This window comes from Streptomyces sp. NPDC101194 (genome assembly GCF_044767885.1).
Classification (GTDB): domain Bacteria; phylum Actinomycetota; class Actinomycetes; order Streptomycetales; family Streptomycetaceae; genus Streptomyces.
Window position 1 is genome coordinate 102,965 of the sequence record NZ_JBIWOS010000009.1, and the last position, 15,635, is coordinate 118,599.

Below are 15,635 nucleotides of genomic sequence, written 5' to 3' on the forward strand. Positions count from 1 at the left end.
CTGACGAAGTCCGCGAGCGCCGGGTGGGCTCGGAATCCGAGCCCACCCGGCGCTCGCGTGTGCACGAAAGTCCATGGTTTCGGAGCAGGAGTCCAATCGCTCCCCTTGCGCATCAGCAGCCTCAACTACCAAGGTCCATGGCGAGGTTCATTCACCAGCCGCGCACGTCAGACCCCCCTTCTGGAGGATCGATGAACGACGCAGCACAGCAGAACGACGGTACGCAGGACGGTGACGAAGGCTCGATGAGCCGCCGCTCGGTCCTGTGGACGACCGCCTCGGTGGCCGGCGCCGGGCTCGGACTCGGCGCTCTCGGCAGCGGCACCGCAGCCGCCACCACGCCCGGCCGGGGCCCGGAAGCCGCTGTCACGGAGCAGGCGGCCGCTCCGAAGCGCCAGGGTCGCACCATGGTGGGAGTGCCGTTCGAGCGGCGGTCCACCGTCCGGGTCGGCTTGGTCGGCCTCGGCAACCGTGGTGGCAGCATGATCGACCTCTTTCTCGCCGTCGGCGGCGTACAGGTCGTCGCCGTCTGCGACCCGGTCAAGGCCAAGGCCGAAAGAGCGGCCGCGAAGGTGACCGCCGCCGGTCAGCCGGCACCCGCCGTGTACACCAACGGCGAGAACGACTACGAGAACCTCTGCAAGCGCGGGGACATCGACTTCGTCTATGTGGCGACGCCCTGGGACTTCCACTTCGAGATGGCGAAGACCGCCATGCTCAACGGCAAGCATGTCGGCGTGGAGTGTCCGATCGCCCTCCGGCTCGACCAGCTCTGGGAGCTGGTCGATCTCTCGGAACGCACCAGGCGCCACTGCATGCAGCTGGAGAACTGCTGTTACGGGCAGAACGAGATGCGGGTGCTCCGCATGGCGCATGCCGGGCTCTTCGGCGACCTGCTGCACGGCGCGGGCGCGTACAACCACGATCTGCGTGGCCTGATGTTCGACCCGAAGTACTACGAAGGTCCGTGGCGCAGGCTCTGGCACACCAGGTTGCGGGGCGATCTCTACCCCAACCACGGCTTCGGTCCGGTCGCCAACTACATGGATCTCAATCGCGGCGACCGTGCGGTGAGCATCACCAGCGTCGGTTCGCCGTCCCTGGGGCTGGCCGAGTACCGCGAGAAGAACATGCCGGCCGGCGATCCCAGCTGGAAGGAGACCTATATCGAGAGCGACCGGACGATCAGTCTCGTCCAGACCGCCAAGGGACGGGTCATCCGTCTGGAGCACGACGTGTCCACTCCGCACCCGTACTCGCGGATCAACAGCCTCGGCGGTACGAAGGGCGTCTTCGAGGACTACCCGGCCCGCATCTACATCGAGCCCGACCACACGAATGACAACTGGGGCGACTTCTCCAAGTACGCACAGTGGGACCACTGGCTGTGGAAGGAGCACGCCAACCCGCCCGGCGGACACGGTGGCATGGACTACATGCTGGTGTTCCGGCTGATGCAGTGCATGCGGCTCGGACTCGTTCCCGATTTCGACGTGTACGACGCGGCGACGTGGACCTCGCCCGTGCCGCTCAGCCATCTGTCCATCAAGGCCAAGGGCGCCCCTCAGCAGATCCCGGACTTCACGCGCGGTGAGTGGAAGAAGGCGCGCTCCGGCATGGATTCGGAGAATCCGGAGAAGGCCTGACCGGCCGGCACCACGGGCTGCAGGGCCCGGCTCCACCGAGCCGGGCCCACACCCCGACGGTCTCACGGCCATGGCGCGATTCACGCCGTCCACGGGGAAAACCAATTGCTCCGACGGACGTCCCGGAGAGAGCCTTGCACGGTTTGAGTCATTCAACGAACAAACCGACACATGGGACGTCATGCAGATTCGCGATCTTCCGTACTCGGATCCTGGCGATCCCGATGTCCGGTCAGGGCCACGCTTCCTGCTCTGGCTCGGCCGCAGCCAGCTCGGCGGTCAGCTCAAGGCCATGTCCTGGGGGCTGTTGCACCAGTGTTCCCTGGCCGGACTGCCACCTGCCGTCGGCCTCGCCGTGCAGGCCGTCGTCGACCGGTCGGGCAGCCGGCTCGCGTGGGCGGGCGGCCTGATCGCGGTCCTGGGCGTGCTGATCGCGCTGGGCGACACCATGCTCCACCGGACCGCCATCACCAACTGGATCACCGCCGCCGCGCGCGTTCAGCAGCTGCTGGCCCGCAAGACCGCGGAACTCGGCTCGGCATTGACCCGCCGGGTCGCCGCGGGCGAGGTCGTCGCGGTCTCCACCGGCGACGTCGAGAAGATCGGCTGGTTCGTCGAGGCGCTGTCCCGCTTCGCCGCGGCCGCTGCCGCCCTGGTGCTGATCTGTGTGGGGCTCATCCTCTATCTGCCGTCGCTGGGCGTCCTGGTGGCACTCGCCGTGCCGTTGCTGGCCCTGGCGGTACTGCCGCTGCTCCCCCGGGCCACCCGGCGCGCCGACCTCCAGCGGGAGAAGGCGGGCAAGGCGACCGAGCTGGCCTCGGACACCGTCGCCGGGCTGCGGGTGCTCCGCGGGATCGGCGGTGAGGAGCTGTTCCTCGGCCGCTACCGACGTGCTTCCCAGGAGGTCCGCAAGGCCGCGGTGCGCAGTGCCCGGATGTGGTCGCTGATCTCCGCGATCCAGGTGCTCCTGCCCGGCCTGCTGCTCATCTCGCTGGTCGTGTACGGGGCGACACTCGCCCGCGACGGCAGGATCGGGGTCGGTCAGCTGGTCACGGTGTACAGCGCGGCGACGCTCTTGCTGTTCCCGCTGCGCCACTTCGAGGAGATCGCGATGGCGTACTCCTTCTCGCGGCCCTCCGCCAAGCGCGCGGTGCGGGTGCTCTCGCTGCACCGCACGGACCGGCCGTCGACCGTCGACGCCACCCCGGTCGGTGATCTGTACGACCCGGTCACCGGGCTGATGGCCCCGGCCGGTCTGTTCACCGCGGTGGTCTGCGGCGATCCGGACGAAGCGGGACGGCTGGCCGAACGGCTGGGCGGACACGCTCACGCGGAAGCGGACCGGGGCCCGGACGTGGACGCGGCGGAGGACGGAACGCGGGGCGCACCGGCTGCCGGAACGGACGACGCCGAGGACGACATGGTGGCGGCGCAGCACCCCCCGTCCGTCCTCCTCGGCGGCGTGCCGCTGGACGAACTCCCGCTGGACTCCGCCCGGACGGCGGTACTGGTCCAGGACAAGGACCCGGTCCTGCTCTCCGGCACCCTGCGTGAACTGCTCGATGTTCCCTCGTCCGGCCGGGTGAGCGCCGAGGACGCGCTGTCCGCCGCCCAGTGCGGTGATGTGCTGGACTCGTTGGCGCAGGCGTCCGCGACGACGGACGGCGGCCCGATGACGACACGCATCACCGAGCGAGGGCGTTCGCTCTCGGGCGGTCAGCGCCAGCGGCTCGCCCTGGCCCGTTCGCTGGTGACGGATCCGGAGGCGCTGATTCTCGACGAGCCGACCTCCGCCGTCGACTCGCACACGGAGGCCCGGGTCGCCGCCGGGATCAAGGCGCTGCGCCAGGGGCGCACCACCGTGGCCTTCGCCTCGTCGCCGCTGCTGCTCGACCTGGCGGACCGGGTGGTACTGGTCCACGAGGGCGTGGTCGCCGCGGTCGGCCCACACCGTGAACTGCTGCACTCGGACGCCCGCTACCGGGCGGTCGTGACGCGCGAGACGGACGACGAGATCGCGGCCCTGGCCTCCCAGGGCACGCTCAGGACGATCGAGGAAGTCGAGGAACGGGCATGATCGGCGTCGCGGAACCGACGTACGACCCGGCCGCGCCGGAGTCGGCGACGACCCTGCCGGTCGGCACCCCCACGACCGTACGAAAATATGTACGGGAGCTGCTGGGGCGTCATCGCAGGCCGTTCGCCGTGCTGGTCGCGTTCAACGCCATCGCGGTGATCGCCTCGCTCGTCGGCCCGTATCTGCTGGGCGGGCTGGTCGAGGACCTCTCCGACGGCGTCACCGACCTCCATCTGGAGCGCACCGCCGGAGTGTTCGCGCTCGCGCTGATCGTGCAGACCGTCTTCACCCGGATGATGCGTCTGCGCAGCGCGATGCTCGGCGAGGAGATGCTGGCCGACCTGCGCGAGGACTTCCTCGTACGGTCGGTGGGTCTGCCGCCGGGTGTGCTTGAACGGGCCGGGACGGGGGATCTGCTCTCCAGGATCACCACGGACATCGACCGGCTGGCCAACGCGATGCGCGAGGCCGTGCCGCAACTGGCGATCGGCGTGGTGTGGGCGGGGCTGCTGCTGGCCGCGCTGACGGCGACGGCTCCGCCGCTGGCCCTCTCGGTGCTGATCGCCCTGCCCGTCCTGGTCATCGGCTGCCGCTGGTACTTCAAACGGGCCCCGTCCGCGTACCGTTCGGAGGCCGCGGGGTACGCGGCGGTGGCGGCGATGCTCGCGGAGACCGTGGACGCCGGGCGGACCGTGGAGGCGCACCGTCTGGGTGCGCGCAGGGTGATGCTGTCGGACCGGCGGATCAAGGAGTGGACGGCTTGGGAGCGGTACACACTGTTCCTGCGTTCCGTTCTCTTCCCTGTCATCAACACCACCTACGTGACGATTCTCGGTGCGGTGCTGATGCTCGGCGGCTGGTTCGTCATCGAGGGCTGGCTGACCGTGGGGCAGTTGACGACGGGTGCGCTGCTGGCGCAGATGATGGTCGATCCGATCGGCCTGATCCTGCGCTGGTACGACGAGTTGCAGGTCGCTCAGGTGTCACTGGCGCGGCTGGTCGGCGTGCGGGACATCGAACCGGACGCGGGCGACGCGGAGGTGATCCCGGACGGCCGGGACGTCCGGGCCGACCAGGTGCGCTTCGGCTACCGCGCCGGTATCGACGTTCTGCACCGCGTGTCGCTGGACGTGGCACCGGGCACACGCCTCGCGCTGGTCGGCCCGTCCGGGGCCGGCAAGTCCACGCTGGGCCGGCTGCTGGCCGGCATCTACGCGCCACGGGCCGGTGAAGTGAAGCTCGGCGGTGCGGAGTTGTCGCACATGAAGGCCGAGCACGTACGTACGCATGTGGCACTGGTCAACCAGGAGCACCATGTGTTCGTCGGTTCACTGCGGGACAACCTCCTCCTGGCCCGAGCCGGTGCCGAGGACGCCGAGCTGTGGGCGTCGCTCGCGGCGGTCGACGCGGACGGCTGGGCGAAGGCGCTGGAGAAGGGGCTGGACTGCGAGGTCGGCTCCGGCGGCCTGGCGCTGACGCCCGCTCAGGCCCAGCAGATCGCGCTGGCCCGGCTGGTACTGGCCGATCCGCACACCTTGGTGCTGGACGAGGCGACGTCGCTGCTGGACCCACGGGCCGCCCGGCACCTGGAGCGGTCGCTGGCCCGGGTGCTGGACGGCCGTACGGTCGTCGCGATCGCCCACCGGCTGCACACCGCGCACGACGCGGACGTGATCGCGGTGGTGGAGGGCGGCCGGATCAGTGAACTCGGCAGCCATGACGAGCTGGTGGCGGCGGACGGCGCCTACGCGGCGCTGTGGCGGTCCTGACACGGCTGAGGAGCGATCACGTCCGCCGAACCGGCCCCGGCGGCCGGCCGTCGGCCGATCCCGCGTTCCCGGTGACCGCGCCGCCGTGACCGTCGGGCCCGTGCGAGCCCGCCGACGAGATCCTCGTCGGCGGGGTCGCACACCGGTTGCGCCGGGCGGTGCGAACGGCCGGGGCCGTCCCAGCGGGATCACCGCCCGAACCGGCCACGGTCGCACCGCTGCCGGCTCCGCCACGCCGGGCGGCCGGTGCTCAGTCGCGCCGGGATGCCCGGACGATGCGGGCGACGATCTCCTCCGCGACGGCCGCCACGTCGGCGTCCACGACGAGGTCGACGTTGCCGTCCGGGTCGGCCGTGAAGACGGTCAGTCCTTCGTCGGTGACCTCGACCGTGCCGCGCCGGACGGTGTAGAGGTCGGGGCGCAGCAGGGAGAGCGCCGTGATCGGGTCGTGCGGGACGCTCCACGGTTCGCCGGTGAAGCCGGTCCAGGCGTCGATCTCGCGGGCGAGTGCGGCACCGTAGGCACCGGCTTCCCGGATCGCTTCGATACCGGGCCGCTCGATGCGCAGCCGCGTGGTGATGTCCAGGCCGGTGACGACGGTGCGGATACCGGAGCCGAACACGATGCGGGCGGCCGTGATGTCGCTGACGATGTTGTGCTCGGCCTTGGCCCCGGGCCCGAAACTGCCGCCCATCATGTACAGGGTTCGTACGCCCGCGGCAAAGCGGTCGTCGAGGCGGATCGCACGGGCGATGTTGGCCAGCGGGGCGATGGCGATGACATCGGTCGCGCCGGGCCGGGCGAGGACGGAGTCGACGAGGAAGCGGTCGGCGGCGACCGTGTCGCGTACCGGCTCGGTCTCCAGGTCGGTGAAGGCCCTGCCCTCGTGCCCGGCCCACCAGACCTCCTTGCCGGAGAGGGTTTCGGTGGCTCCGGGAACAACGGTGAGGTCGTGGCCGGCGAGCGCGCCGAGCCGGTGTGCGAGGCGGGCCCGGAGCAGGGTGTCGCCGTAGACGGTGGTGATTCCGGTGAGGCGGGCCTCGGGCGAGCCGAGCAGGACGCCGAGGGCGAGCGCGTCGTCGACGTCGCTGCCGATGTCGGTGTCCAGGAGGATGTCGGCGAGGTGATGGGTCACGGTGTTCCTCGGGTCGTGGGAATGGGCTTCTTCGGGCGGGCGGCCGGCGGTCACTTCAGACCGCTGCCCGCGATCGACTGTGTGAAGTACCGCTGCAGGCGCAGCAGGACGACGAGCGGGATGACGGTCAGGACGACGGCGGCGGCGAACACCTGGCCGTAGTCGACGACCATCTGGCCCTGGAGGGTGCCGAGGGCGATCGGGCCGAGTTGTTTGTCCGGTTCGGTTCCGACGAGCAGCGGCCACATGTAGGACTGCCACTGGAAGGTGAACAGGGTCAGTCCGGCGCCGATCAACGCGGGCCGCGACAGGGGCACGTAGATCCGTAGGAAGATGCCCCACCAGCCGAGACCGTCCATGCGGGCGGCCTCGACGAGTTCGCGTGGGACGGCGAGGAAGAACTGACGCAGCAGAAAGATCGCCAGGCCGTTGCCGATGCCGGGCAGGACGAGTCCGGCGTAGGTGTTCTGCAGACCCCAGTCGCGGAAGACGTCCGAGAGCGGGATCGCTATGGCGTCGAACGGAATCATGAAGCTGAGCAGGATCACGGCGAAGACGAGCCCGCGGCCTCGGAAGGTGAAGACCGAGAGCGCGAACGCGGCCATCGCCGAGAGCAGCAGCCCCAGCAGGACGGTGGCGGCGGCCACACCGATGGAGTTGAGCACGGCGCGGCCGAAGTCGCCCTGGAAGAGCGTCACATAGTTGTGCAGCGTGGCATCGGTCGGGATCAGGCTGCTCCAGGAGAGCCGGTCGAGCCCGGCCAGGACCTTGTCACCGGGGCGGAGCGATCCGGTGAGCACCCACAGGAGCGGGAGGGCGAAGAGCACGCCGATGACGACGGCGGTGACGAGCGGCATGTGTCTGAGAGCAGAGGGGCGGCGCCCCGTCGGCTGCTGGGAGGCGGTGGTCGTCTTCATCGGTTCACTCCTCGCCCTTGCCCCGCATCATCCTGAACTGGACGGCTACGACCGCGAGGGTGATGGCGACGAGCACCACCACTTCGGCCTGGGCGAAATTGATGTCGCCGACGCTGTAGGCGCGGCGGAACACGTCGTACATCATGAGATCGGTCGAGCCGTCGGGACCGCCGCGGGTCAGCAGTTGCACCGGGGCGAACACCAGGAAGTTGGAGACGGTGTCGGCGACCAGGACGAAGGCGAGCGGGCGGCGCAGCAGCGGGAGCGTGACGTGGACGAACCGCTGCCAGGCGGTGGCACCGTCGACCGCGGCCGCGTCGTAGCACTCCTGCGGGATGTCCTGGAGGCCGGCGATCAGGAACATCATCCAGTAGCCGACGCCGACCCAGGACATCAGCACGATGATGGCGAAGAGCGCCTGTTGCGAGCTGGTGAGGAAGGGCTGCGGCGGAATGCCCATCGTGCCGAGGACGGCGTTGAGCGGCCCTTCCGGGCGGTAGAGGATGCCCCAGACGACCGCCGAGACGGCCGGCGGTACGGCGATGGGTGCGAAGACCAGCGACCGCCAGAAGCGGACGCTCGCGAAGCGACGGTTCAGCAGGACGGCGAGACCGAGAGCGACGAGGACCTGGAGCGGGTTGATGACCAGGCTGAACAACAACGTGACGCGGACGCTCTGCCGGAACTGGCTGTCGGCGAAGAGGTCCGCGTAGTTGTCGAAGCCGACGAAGGTGGTGACGCCGTCGACGAGGCTGTGGTGGCGCAGGCTGCTGACGACCGCCATCGCGGCGGGCAGCAGTCGCAGCACGACGAGGGCGAGCAGCGCGGGTGCCAGGAAGTACAGGGCGGTCCGGCCCTGCGAGGCGGGGCGGCGGCGCGGGAAGCGCTTCGGGGTTCGGGTGGCCGTGGTGGTCATCGCAGTCGCTCCCAGGTACGCACCAGTTCCCCGGACGCCTTGACCAGCCGGGGTTCCACGGCCGAGCCGTTGCGGATGTCGGAGAAGGCGGAGCCCATGACGGTCTCGAACTGGGTGTAGCCGATGCTGCGGGGGCGGCTGACGGCGGTGTGCGCGAGTTCGTACCGCATGATCGTGGCCACGCCCGAGGTGCTCCTGGTGGCCTTGTGCTCCAGGTCCGCCGCGTAGCGCTCGAAGGCCGCGCGGTTGGACGGGATGAGCGGGGACGCCTCGACCGTCTGCAGGCTGCCGCCGGTGGTGAGCGCGGCGTACTCCATGAACCGCAGTGCCGCATCGGGGTGTCGGGCGTACGGGTTCACTCCCCAGGACCAGGAGTCGGTGGGAGTGACGGCCCGTCCCTCGGCGAACTTCGGCTGCGGCGCGGTGCCCCAGGTGAAGTCCTTCAGTCCGGCGAAGGCGCCGAGGTTCCAGGGACCGCCGACGAAGAACGGCACCCGGCCGGAGGTGAAGAGCGAGGAGAGCTGGTACGAGGGGATGCCGCGCGGTGAGGAACCGTCGGCGAAGAGCGTCCGGTACCAGTCGAGCGCGTCGATCCAGCCCCGGGTGGTGACGGCGGGGGTGAGCATGTCCTTGCCGGTGATGCCGGAGCCGCCGTGCAGCGACTCGACGAGTGGCTGGAGCCCGTAGTAGAGGTCGGTCTGCTCCAGCAGCAGGGCGTGGTCGGCACCGGCCCGCTCCATGGTGCGGCGGCCGACGCTCTTGGTCCGCTCCCAGCTCCAGCGATCGGCGGGGGCCGCTCCGGGCAGGGGTGCGCCGGCCCTGGTCAGCAGGTCCGCGTTGTAGAAGAGGTACTGGGTGGACGTCCAGATCGGCAGCGAGCGGAGCCTGCCCTGCCAGGAGCTGACGCCGTACTGCTCGGCGGTCACGGCGGCCCTGGCCCGGCCGGCGATCGGGGAGAGGTCCGTGAGGAAGCCGCGCGCGGTGAGCGCCGGTACACGGGGCTGGTCGACGGCGTACACGTCGATCGCGTCGTCCTTCGCGGAGAGCCGCAGTTGGAGGACGTCACCGAGCTGGTCCGGCGGTACGGGGGTGTAGTCGATCCGCAGGTCGGGATGGGCCCGCTCGAAGCCTCGGATGACCGCCCGGAACGTCTCGGGGGTCTCCGGACCGAGGAACCGTACCGTTGTTCTGCCGTCCGCCGGACGACCGCCCGAGCAACCCGTCAGGACCGCGGCCGACGCCACGCCGAGCGCGGCACCGAGTACGGTTCTGCGGCTTGGAGAGCTCGTCATACGGCTCTCCGGCCTGCAATGGACATCAAGTCTCCAAATCGTTTTGCATCCCTGATGCGGCGCATGTGCGGCGCGATCGCAAGCACAATACAAAACGTTTTGCACCATGGATAGAGTGACCTCGAACACCGGGACAACATCCCGGACGACAGCGGGAGGCCGATGGTGCAGGGCGGGAGCCGGGTCAAGATCGTGGATGTGGCGTCCGAGGCGGGCGTCAGCGTCACCACGGTCTCCCATGTGCTGAGCGGTCGCCGCCCCGTGTCGGCCACCACCCGCGCCCGGGTCGAGGACGTCATACAACGCCTCGGCTACCAGGCCGACCCGTCGGCACGCGGCCTGCGCACCCAGCGCACCCGCACCCTGGGGCTGGTCGTCCCGGACATCACCAACCCCTTCAACACCTCGATCGCCGCGGGCATGCAGGAGATCGCCCTGGCCCACGAGTACCTCACCGTGGTCTGCGAGGCCCCGATGGACGGCCCGCACCTGCCCGCGGTGATCCGGCAGCTGGTGGCGCGCCGCATCGACGGCATCGTGATCGGCCGGTACGGCGCCACCCGGCGCGACCTGGACCGCATCGTGGCGTCGGGATCGAAGCTGGTACGGCTCGGCGGGGTGCTGGAGACGGGGCTCGGCGATGTGGTCAGGGCCGCCGAGACCGAGGGAATGCACGACCTGGTCGGCCATCTGGTGGGCCGCGGCTACCGGCGTATCGCGTTCATCGGCGGCACACCGGGGGTGGAGCCGGGCGGGGAGCGGTTCGCGGGCTACCGCAAGGCCCTGGAGTCGGCCGGGCTGCCGGTCGCGGACGAGCTCGTCGTCTGGACCGGCTTCACCCGCGAGGGCGGGCGGACCGGGGCCGCGGTCGTGCTGAACGCGGCGGAGCGCCCGGACGCCGTGGTGTGCGCCAACGACCTGATCGCGATCGGCGCACTGGACACGGCACGGGCCGCCGGGCTGCGCGTGCCGCACGACGTGGCGATCACCGGGTACGACGACATCGAGGCGGCCTCACTGGTCTCCCCCGCACTCACCACCGTGCTCAACCCGGCGCGCGAGATCGGGCGTTCGGCGGCACAGCTGCTGGTCGACCGTCTCGACGGGGACGGTACGGGGACGGCCAGGGAGATCGTCCTGGCCCACCGGCTGGTACCGCGCGAGTCCGCCTGAGCGAACCGGGAGGTGCCGGGTCCGGCGGTCAGATGAAGTTCAGCGCCGCCGCTCCGCCCAGTCCACCGAGCACCATGAAGGCCGGCATCAGCACCTTCAGCTCCACCCAGCTGCCGGCCCGGAACCGCATGCCCTTCGGCGGCCCGATCGGGTACCAGCGCTTGCGGCCCACCGGTATGGGCCACAGGATCGGGCAGCCGGAGACGGTCAACGCGTCACCGATGTCGTGGACGAGCGCCCCGAGCACGATCGGCAGCCCGAGCCACAGATACTCCTGGCCCGGGGCGCTGAACAGCCAGTCCGAGCCGTTGCCCGGCTTGTCCAGGACATCCGCCAGTATCCAGGCACTGGTCGCGCCGAGCAGCCACACCAGGACGTCGCTGGACATCCGCGCGGCCCGCCACAGCAGTCCTTCGACGGCGAGCACCAGGTGCACGAAGAGGATCGCCAGAACCGCCCACCGACCGCCGGTGATCGCCGCGCCCGAGGCCCCGGCACCGATGAGGACCGCCCACAGCCAGGTGTGGGTCAGCGTCCGATGGCCGCCGTTGCGGTTCGAGTCGCCGCGCATCCGGGTGGCCTTGTAGACCGCGTGCGAGAGCTTGTCGACGATCTCGCAGAGGCCCCGGGAGACCGGCCCGAAGGCGCGTGAGATGGTGGCGGACTTGTGGTCGAGGTCCGGCGCGAGGGCGGCCCCGGCGGTGATCAGGGCGCCGACGACCAGGACGGGCCACGGCATCGCATGGCCGGCGGCGGCCGCCGCCGCGCCCACCCCCAGCCAGGCCGCCGCCCCTGACAGAGAATGTGCCGGTCCCATCATGGTTCTTCCCGCCCCCAAAGTCGTCCTGCTGCCATTGCCGCCCAGGCACGGCCGAGTTGAGTGGGCAGCGTATCGTCCGTGATCTTCGTGCGGTCGTCCGGTTCCCTCATCCGGACGGAAGGCAGGCAAGATGGGGGCGTGACCCTTATCGATCAGCTGCCCCCGACCGACGACCCCGACGCCCTCTTCGAGGCTTTCTCGTCCTGGACCGAGACACGGGGCATCACCCTCTATCCCGCTCAGGAGGAGGCGCTGATCGAGGTGGTCTCCGGCGCGAATGTGATCCTTTCCACCCCGACCGGCTCCGGGAAGAGCCTGGTCGCGGCCGCCGCGCACTTCACGGCGCTGGCCCAGGACAAGGTCACCTTCTACACGGCGCCGATCAAGGCACTGGTCTCGGAGAAGTTCTTCGACCTGTGCAAGCTGTTCGGTACGGAGAACGTCGGCATGCTCACCGGCGACGCCTCCGTCAACGCCGATGCGCCGGTGATCTGCTGCACGGCCGAGGTGCTGGCCTCCATCGCGCTGCGCGACGGGAAGTACGCCGACATCGGCCAGGTCGTCATGGACGAGTTCCATTTCTACGCCGAGCCGGACCGCGGCTGGGCCTGGCAGATCCCGCTCCTGGAGCTGCCGCAGGCCCAGTTCGTCCTGATGTCGGCGACGCTCGGCGACGTCAGGATGTTCGAGGAGGACCTGACCCGCCGCACCGGTCGCCCGACGTCCGTGGTGCGCTCCGCGACCCGGCCGGTGCCGCTCAGTTACGAGTACCGGCTCACCCCGATCACCGAGACCCTCACCGAGCTCCTGGAGACCAGGCAGTCGCCGGTGTACATCGTGCACTTCACCCAGGCCGCGGCCGTCGAGCGGGCGCAGTCGCTGATGAGCATCAACATGTGCACCAAGGAGGAGAAGGAGAAGATCGCCGATCTGATCGGCAACTTCCGCTTCACCACCAAGTTCGGCCAGAACCTCTCGCGCTACGTACGTCACGGCATCGGGGTGCACCACGCGGGCATGCTGCCGAAGTACCGGCGTCTGGTGGAGAAACTCGCCCAGGCGGGTCTGCTGAAGGTGATCTGCGGTACGGACACCCTCGGTGTCGGTGTCAACGTACCCATCCGCACGGTGCTGTTCACCGCGCTCACCAAGTACGACGGCAATCGCGTCCGTACGCTGCGCGCCCGGGAGTTCCACCAGATCGCGGGCCGCGCGGGCCGGGCCGGATTCGACACGGCGGGCTTCGTCGTGGCGCAGGCGCCCGAGCACGTCATCGAGAACGAGAAGGCCGTCAAGAAGGCGGGCGACGACCCCAAGAAGAAGCGCAAGGTGGTCCGCAAGAAGGCCCCCGAGGGCTTCGTCGCCTGGTCGGAGACCACCTTCGACAAGCTGATCCAGTCCGATCCGGAGCCGCTGACCTCCCGCTTCCGCGTCACGCACACGATGCTGTTGTCCGTGATCGCGCGCCCTGGCAACGCCTTCGAGGCGATGCGTCGCCTGCTGGAGGACAACCACGAACCGCGCAGGGCACAGCTGCGCCACATCCGCCGGGCCATCGCGATCTACCGCTCGCTGCTGGACGGCGGTGTCGTGGAGCAGCTCGACGAGCCGGACGCGGAGGGCCGGATCGTCCGGCTCACCGTCGATCTCCAGCAGGACTTCGCGCTCAACCAGCCCTTGTCCACCTTCGCGTTGGCCGCGTTCGACCTGCTGGACCCCGACTCCCCCTCGTACGCGCTGGACATGGTCTCCGTCGTCGAGTCGACGCTCGACGACCCGCGGCAGATCCTCGCCGCCCAGCAGAACAAGGCGCGCGGCGAAGCGGTCGGGCAGATGAAGGCCGACGGCGTCGAGTACGAGGAGCGCATGGAGCTGCTTCAGGACGTCACGTACCCGAAGCCGCTGAGCGAGCTGCTGTGGCACGCGTACGACGTGTACCGCAGGAGCCACCCGTGGGTGGGCGACCACCCGGTGTCGCCGAAGTCCGTGATCCGTGACATGTACGAACGCGCCATGACGTTCACGGAGTTCACCTCCCACTACGAGCTGGCCCGCACCGAGGGCATCGTGCTGCGCTACCTCGCGAGCGCGTACAAGGCTCTGGAACACACCATCCCGGACGACATCAAGTCCGAGGACCTTCAGGACCTGATCGCCTGGCTCGGCGAGATGGTCCGCCAGGTGGACTCCAGCCTGCTCGACGAGTGGGAGCAGCTCGCCAACCCGGAGGTGGAGACCGCCGAGGAGGCGCAGGAGCGGGCCGACGAGGTCAAGCCGGTCACGGCCAACGCCCGCGCCTTCCGGGTGCTGGTCCGCAACGCGATGTTCCGCCGGGTGGAGCTGGCCGCGCTGGACAAGGTCGGCGATCTCGGCGAGCTGGACGGCGACGCGGGCTGGGACGAGGACGCCTGGGGCGACGCGATGGACGCCTACTGGGACGAGTACGACGATCTGGGCACGGGTCCGGATGCCCGCGGGCCGAAGCTGCTGAAGATCGACGAGGACGCCGCGCACGGTCTGTGGCGGGTCCGGCAGACCTTCGCCGACCCGAACGGCGACCACGACTGGGGCATCAGCGCGGAGGTCGATCTGGCCGCGTCCGACGAAGAGGGCCGGGCCGTGGTCCGCGTCACCTCCGTCGGCCAGCTGTGAGGGCGTACGCCGTGGGGGCGGCGCCGCTGCGAGAGTGGAGACGAACCACATGACGAACCCCGCCGAGCGCCTGGTCGATCTGCTCGACCTGGAGCGGATCGAGGTCAACATATTCCGTGGGCGCAGCCCCCAGGAGTCCCTGCAGCGGGTCTTCGGCGGGCAGGTCGCCGGACAGGCCCTGGTGGCGGCCGGCCGCACCACCGACGGGGACCGGCCGGTGCATTCGCTGCACGCCTACTTCCTGCGTCCGGGCCGGCCGGGTGTACCGATCGTCTACGAGGTCGAGCGCGTCCGGGACGGCCGGTCGTTCACCACCCGCCGGGTCACCGCCGTCCAGCAGGGCCGGACGATCTTCAATCTGACGGCGTCCTTCCACCGGCCGGAGGAGGCGGGCTTCGAACACCAGCTGCCGCCCGCCCGTGAGGTCCCCGACCCCGAGGAGCTGCCGACCGTCGCCGAGGAGGTGCGCGAGCACCTCGGGTCGCTCCCGGAGGCGCTGGAGAGGATGGCCCGTCGGCAGCCCTTCGACATCCGGTACGCCGACCGGCTGCGCTGGACGGAGGAGGAGGTCAAGGGCGCGGACCCGCGCAGCGCCGTCTGGATGCGCGCGGTCGGCCCGCTGGGCGACGACCCGCTCGTGCACACCTGCGCCCTGACCTACGCCAGCGACATGACGCTGCTCGACGCGGTCCGCATCCCGGTGGAGCCGCTCTGGGGTCCCCGCGGCTTCGACATGGCATCGCTGGACCACGCGATGTGGTTCCACCGGCCGTTCCGGGCCGACGAATGGTTCCTCTACGACCAGGAGTCGCCGGTCGCCACGGGCGGACGGGGGCTGGCACGCGGCCGGATCTACGACCGCGGGGGAAATCTTCTGGTCTCCGTGGTTCAGGAGGGGCTCTTCCGCCGCCTGGGCGCATGACCGTGCGGGGGCTCAGACGCCGGGGAGCGGGTCCTGCTCGACCTCGTGGCGGCGGGTACGGATGTCCGGGGGCGTCGGGTGCAGTTTGGCGTCGCAGGCGGGGCCGAGGCCGGTACGGCGCGAATCGGTGCCGGTGAGCGGGCGGCCGCACATGCGGCAGCGCACCACCCGTCGCCGGGTGGTGCGGCCGGCCGGGCCGTCGTCGGGCAGGGGATCGATCCCGGATCCGGGGAGGGGTTCGGCGGAGTCCACGGATCGATCTTCCCAGGACGCCCGTCTACTGTGCGACTTCCGAACGGCACACGACGGAGGAGTT

Annotated in this window: 12 protein-coding genes; 6 read left to right on the forward strand and 6 right to left on the reverse strand. The window is 70.1% G+C overall.

The window, feature by feature from the left end; genetic code table 11:
* Window positions 1-191: 191 nt before the first annotated feature.
* From ACIRP2_RS28950 to ACIRP2_RS28960, 3 genes are all read left to right on the forward strand, one after another.
* Window positions 192-1,646 (forward strand): Gfo/Idh/MocA family protein, encoded by a 1,455-nt coding sequence (locus ACIRP2_RS28950; RefSeq protein WP_404255293.1) that lies wholly within the window; start codon window positions 192-194, stop codon window positions 1,644-1,646.
* Window positions 1,647-1,827: 181 nt separating this feature from the next.
* Window positions 1,828-3,723, forward strand: coding sequence for an ABC transporter transmembrane domain-containing protein (locus tag ACIRP2_RS28955; protein WP_404255295.1), 1,896 nt, complete (start codon window positions 1,828-1,830; stop codon window positions 3,721-3,723).
* Window positions 3,720-5,492 (forward strand): ABC transporter ATP-binding protein, encoded by a 1,773-nt coding sequence (locus ACIRP2_RS28960; RefSeq protein ID WP_404255297.1) that lies wholly within the window; start codon window positions 3,720-3,722, stop codon window positions 5,490-5,492. Before ACIRP2_RS28955 ends, ACIRP2_RS28960 begins: the two co-directional genes overlap by 4 nt.
* A gap of 250 nt (window positions 5,493-5,742) precedes the next feature.
* On the opposite strand, the gene ACIRP2_RS28965 is transcribed toward ACIRP2_RS28960, so the two are convergent.
* The 4 genes from ACIRP2_RS28965 to ACIRP2_RS28980 are packed head-to-tail and all read right to left on the reverse strand — an operon-like array spanning window position 5,743 to window position 9,752.
* Window positions 5,743-6,627: a nucleoside hydrolase gene (locus ACIRP2_RS28965; protein ID WP_404255299.1), complete on the reverse strand. Its 885-nt coding sequence runs from the start codon at window positions 6,625-6,627 to the stop codon at window positions 5,743-5,745.
* 50 nt (window positions 6,628-6,677) lie between these two features.
* Window positions 6,678-7,544: a carbohydrate ABC transporter permease gene (locus tag ACIRP2_RS28970; RefSeq protein WP_404255301.1), complete on the reverse strand. Its 867-nt coding sequence runs from the start codon at window positions 7,542-7,544 to the stop codon at window positions 6,678-6,680.
* 4 nt (window positions 7,545-7,548) lie between these two features.
* Entirely contained in the window at window positions 7,549-8,460 is a 912-nt protein-coding gene (locus ACIRP2_RS28975) for a carbohydrate ABC transporter permease (RefSeq protein WP_404255303.1), read from the reverse strand.
* Window positions 8,457-9,752, reverse strand: coding sequence for an ABC transporter substrate-binding protein (locus tag ACIRP2_RS28980; protein WP_404255305.1), 1,296 nt, complete (start codon window positions 9,750-9,752; stop codon window positions 8,457-8,459). The genes ACIRP2_RS28975 and ACIRP2_RS28980 overlap by 4 nt, the downstream gene beginning before the upstream one ends.
* A 162-nt stretch (window positions 9,753-9,914) precedes the next feature.
* Here ACIRP2_RS28980 and ACIRP2_RS28985 point away from each other — a divergent pair, with 162 nt between their 5' ends.
* A complete protein-coding gene (locus ACIRP2_RS28985; RefSeq protein ID WP_404255307.1) occupies window positions 9,915-10,925 on the forward strand; it encodes a LacI family DNA-binding transcriptional regulator in 1,011 nt (336 codons plus the stop codon).
* A gap of 28 nt (window positions 10,926-10,953) precedes the next feature.
* On the opposite strand, the gene ACIRP2_RS28990 is transcribed toward ACIRP2_RS28985, so the two are convergent.
* Window positions 10,954-11,745, reverse strand: coding sequence for a metal-dependent hydrolase (locus ACIRP2_RS28990; protein ID WP_404255309.1), 792 nt, complete (start codon window positions 11,743-11,745; stop codon window positions 10,954-10,956).
* Between the two features lie 78 nt (window positions 11,746-11,823).
* Here ACIRP2_RS28990 and ACIRP2_RS28995 point away from each other — a divergent pair, with 78 nt between their 5' ends.
* Together ACIRP2_RS28995 and ACIRP2_RS29000 are read left to right on the forward strand one after the other, a co-directional pair.
* The gene (locus tag ACIRP2_RS28995; RefSeq protein ID WP_404255311.1) at window positions 11,824-14,397 is read left to right on the forward strand and encodes a DEAD/DEAH box helicase; all 2,574 of its coding nucleotides are present in this window, start codon (window positions 11,824-11,826) and stop codon (window positions 14,395-14,397) included.
* 49 nt (window positions 14,398-14,446) lie between these two features.
* Window positions 14,447-15,319, forward strand: a complete 873-nt coding sequence (locus ACIRP2_RS29000; protein WP_404255313.1) for an acyl-CoA thioesterase — start codon at window positions 14,447-14,449, stop codon at window positions 15,317-15,319.
* Window positions 15,320-15,331: 12 nt separating this feature from the next.
* Here ACIRP2_RS29000 and ACIRP2_RS29005 read toward each other — a convergent pair whose 3' ends face one another.
* A complete protein-coding gene (locus ACIRP2_RS29005; RefSeq protein ID WP_404255315.1) occupies window positions 15,332-15,571 on the reverse strand; it encodes a DUF6011 domain-containing protein in 240 nt (79 codons plus the stop codon).
* Between the last annotated feature and the right edge of the window lie 64 nt (window positions 15,572-15,635).

Excerpts from the sequence above, each read along its gene's own strand:
- ACIRP2_RS29000 (WP_404255313.1), top strand. The coding sequence starts at position 14,447 with ATGACGAACCCCGCCGAGCGCCTGGTCGATCTGCTCGACCTGGAGCGG.
- ACIRP2_RS28975 (WP_404255303.1), bottom strand. The coding sequence starts at position 8,460 with ATGACCACCACGGCCACCCGAACCCCGAAGCGCTTCCCGCGCCGCCGC.
- ACIRP2_RS28985 (WP_404255307.1), top strand. The coding sequence starts at position 9,915 with ATGGTGCAGGGCGGGAGCCGGGTCAAGATCGTGGATGTGGCGTCCGAG.
- ACIRP2_RS28990 (WP_404255309.1), bottom strand. The coding sequence starts at position 11,745 with ATGATGGGACCGGCACATTCTCTGTCAGGGGCGGCGGCCTGGCTGGGG.
- ACIRP2_RS28980 (WP_404255305.1), bottom strand. The coding sequence starts at position 9,752 with ATGACGAGCTCTCCAAGCCGCAGAACCGTACTCGGTGCCGCGCTCGGC.
- ACIRP2_RS28970 (WP_404255301.1), bottom strand. The coding sequence starts at position 7,544 with ATGAAGACGACCACCGCCTCCCAGCAGCCGACGGGGCGCCGCCCCTCT.
- ACIRP2_RS28950 (WP_404255293.1), top strand. The coding sequence starts at position 192 with ATGAACGACGCAGCACAGCAGAACGACGGTACGCAGGACGGTGACGAA.
- ACIRP2_RS28960 (WP_404255297.1), top strand. The coding sequence starts at position 3,720 with ATGATCGGCGTCGCGGAACCGACGTACGACCCGGCCGCGCCGGAGTCG.
- ACIRP2_RS28955 (WP_404255295.1), top strand. The coding sequence starts at position 1,828 with ATGCAGATTCGCGATCTTCCGTACTCGGATCCTGGCGATCCCGATGTC.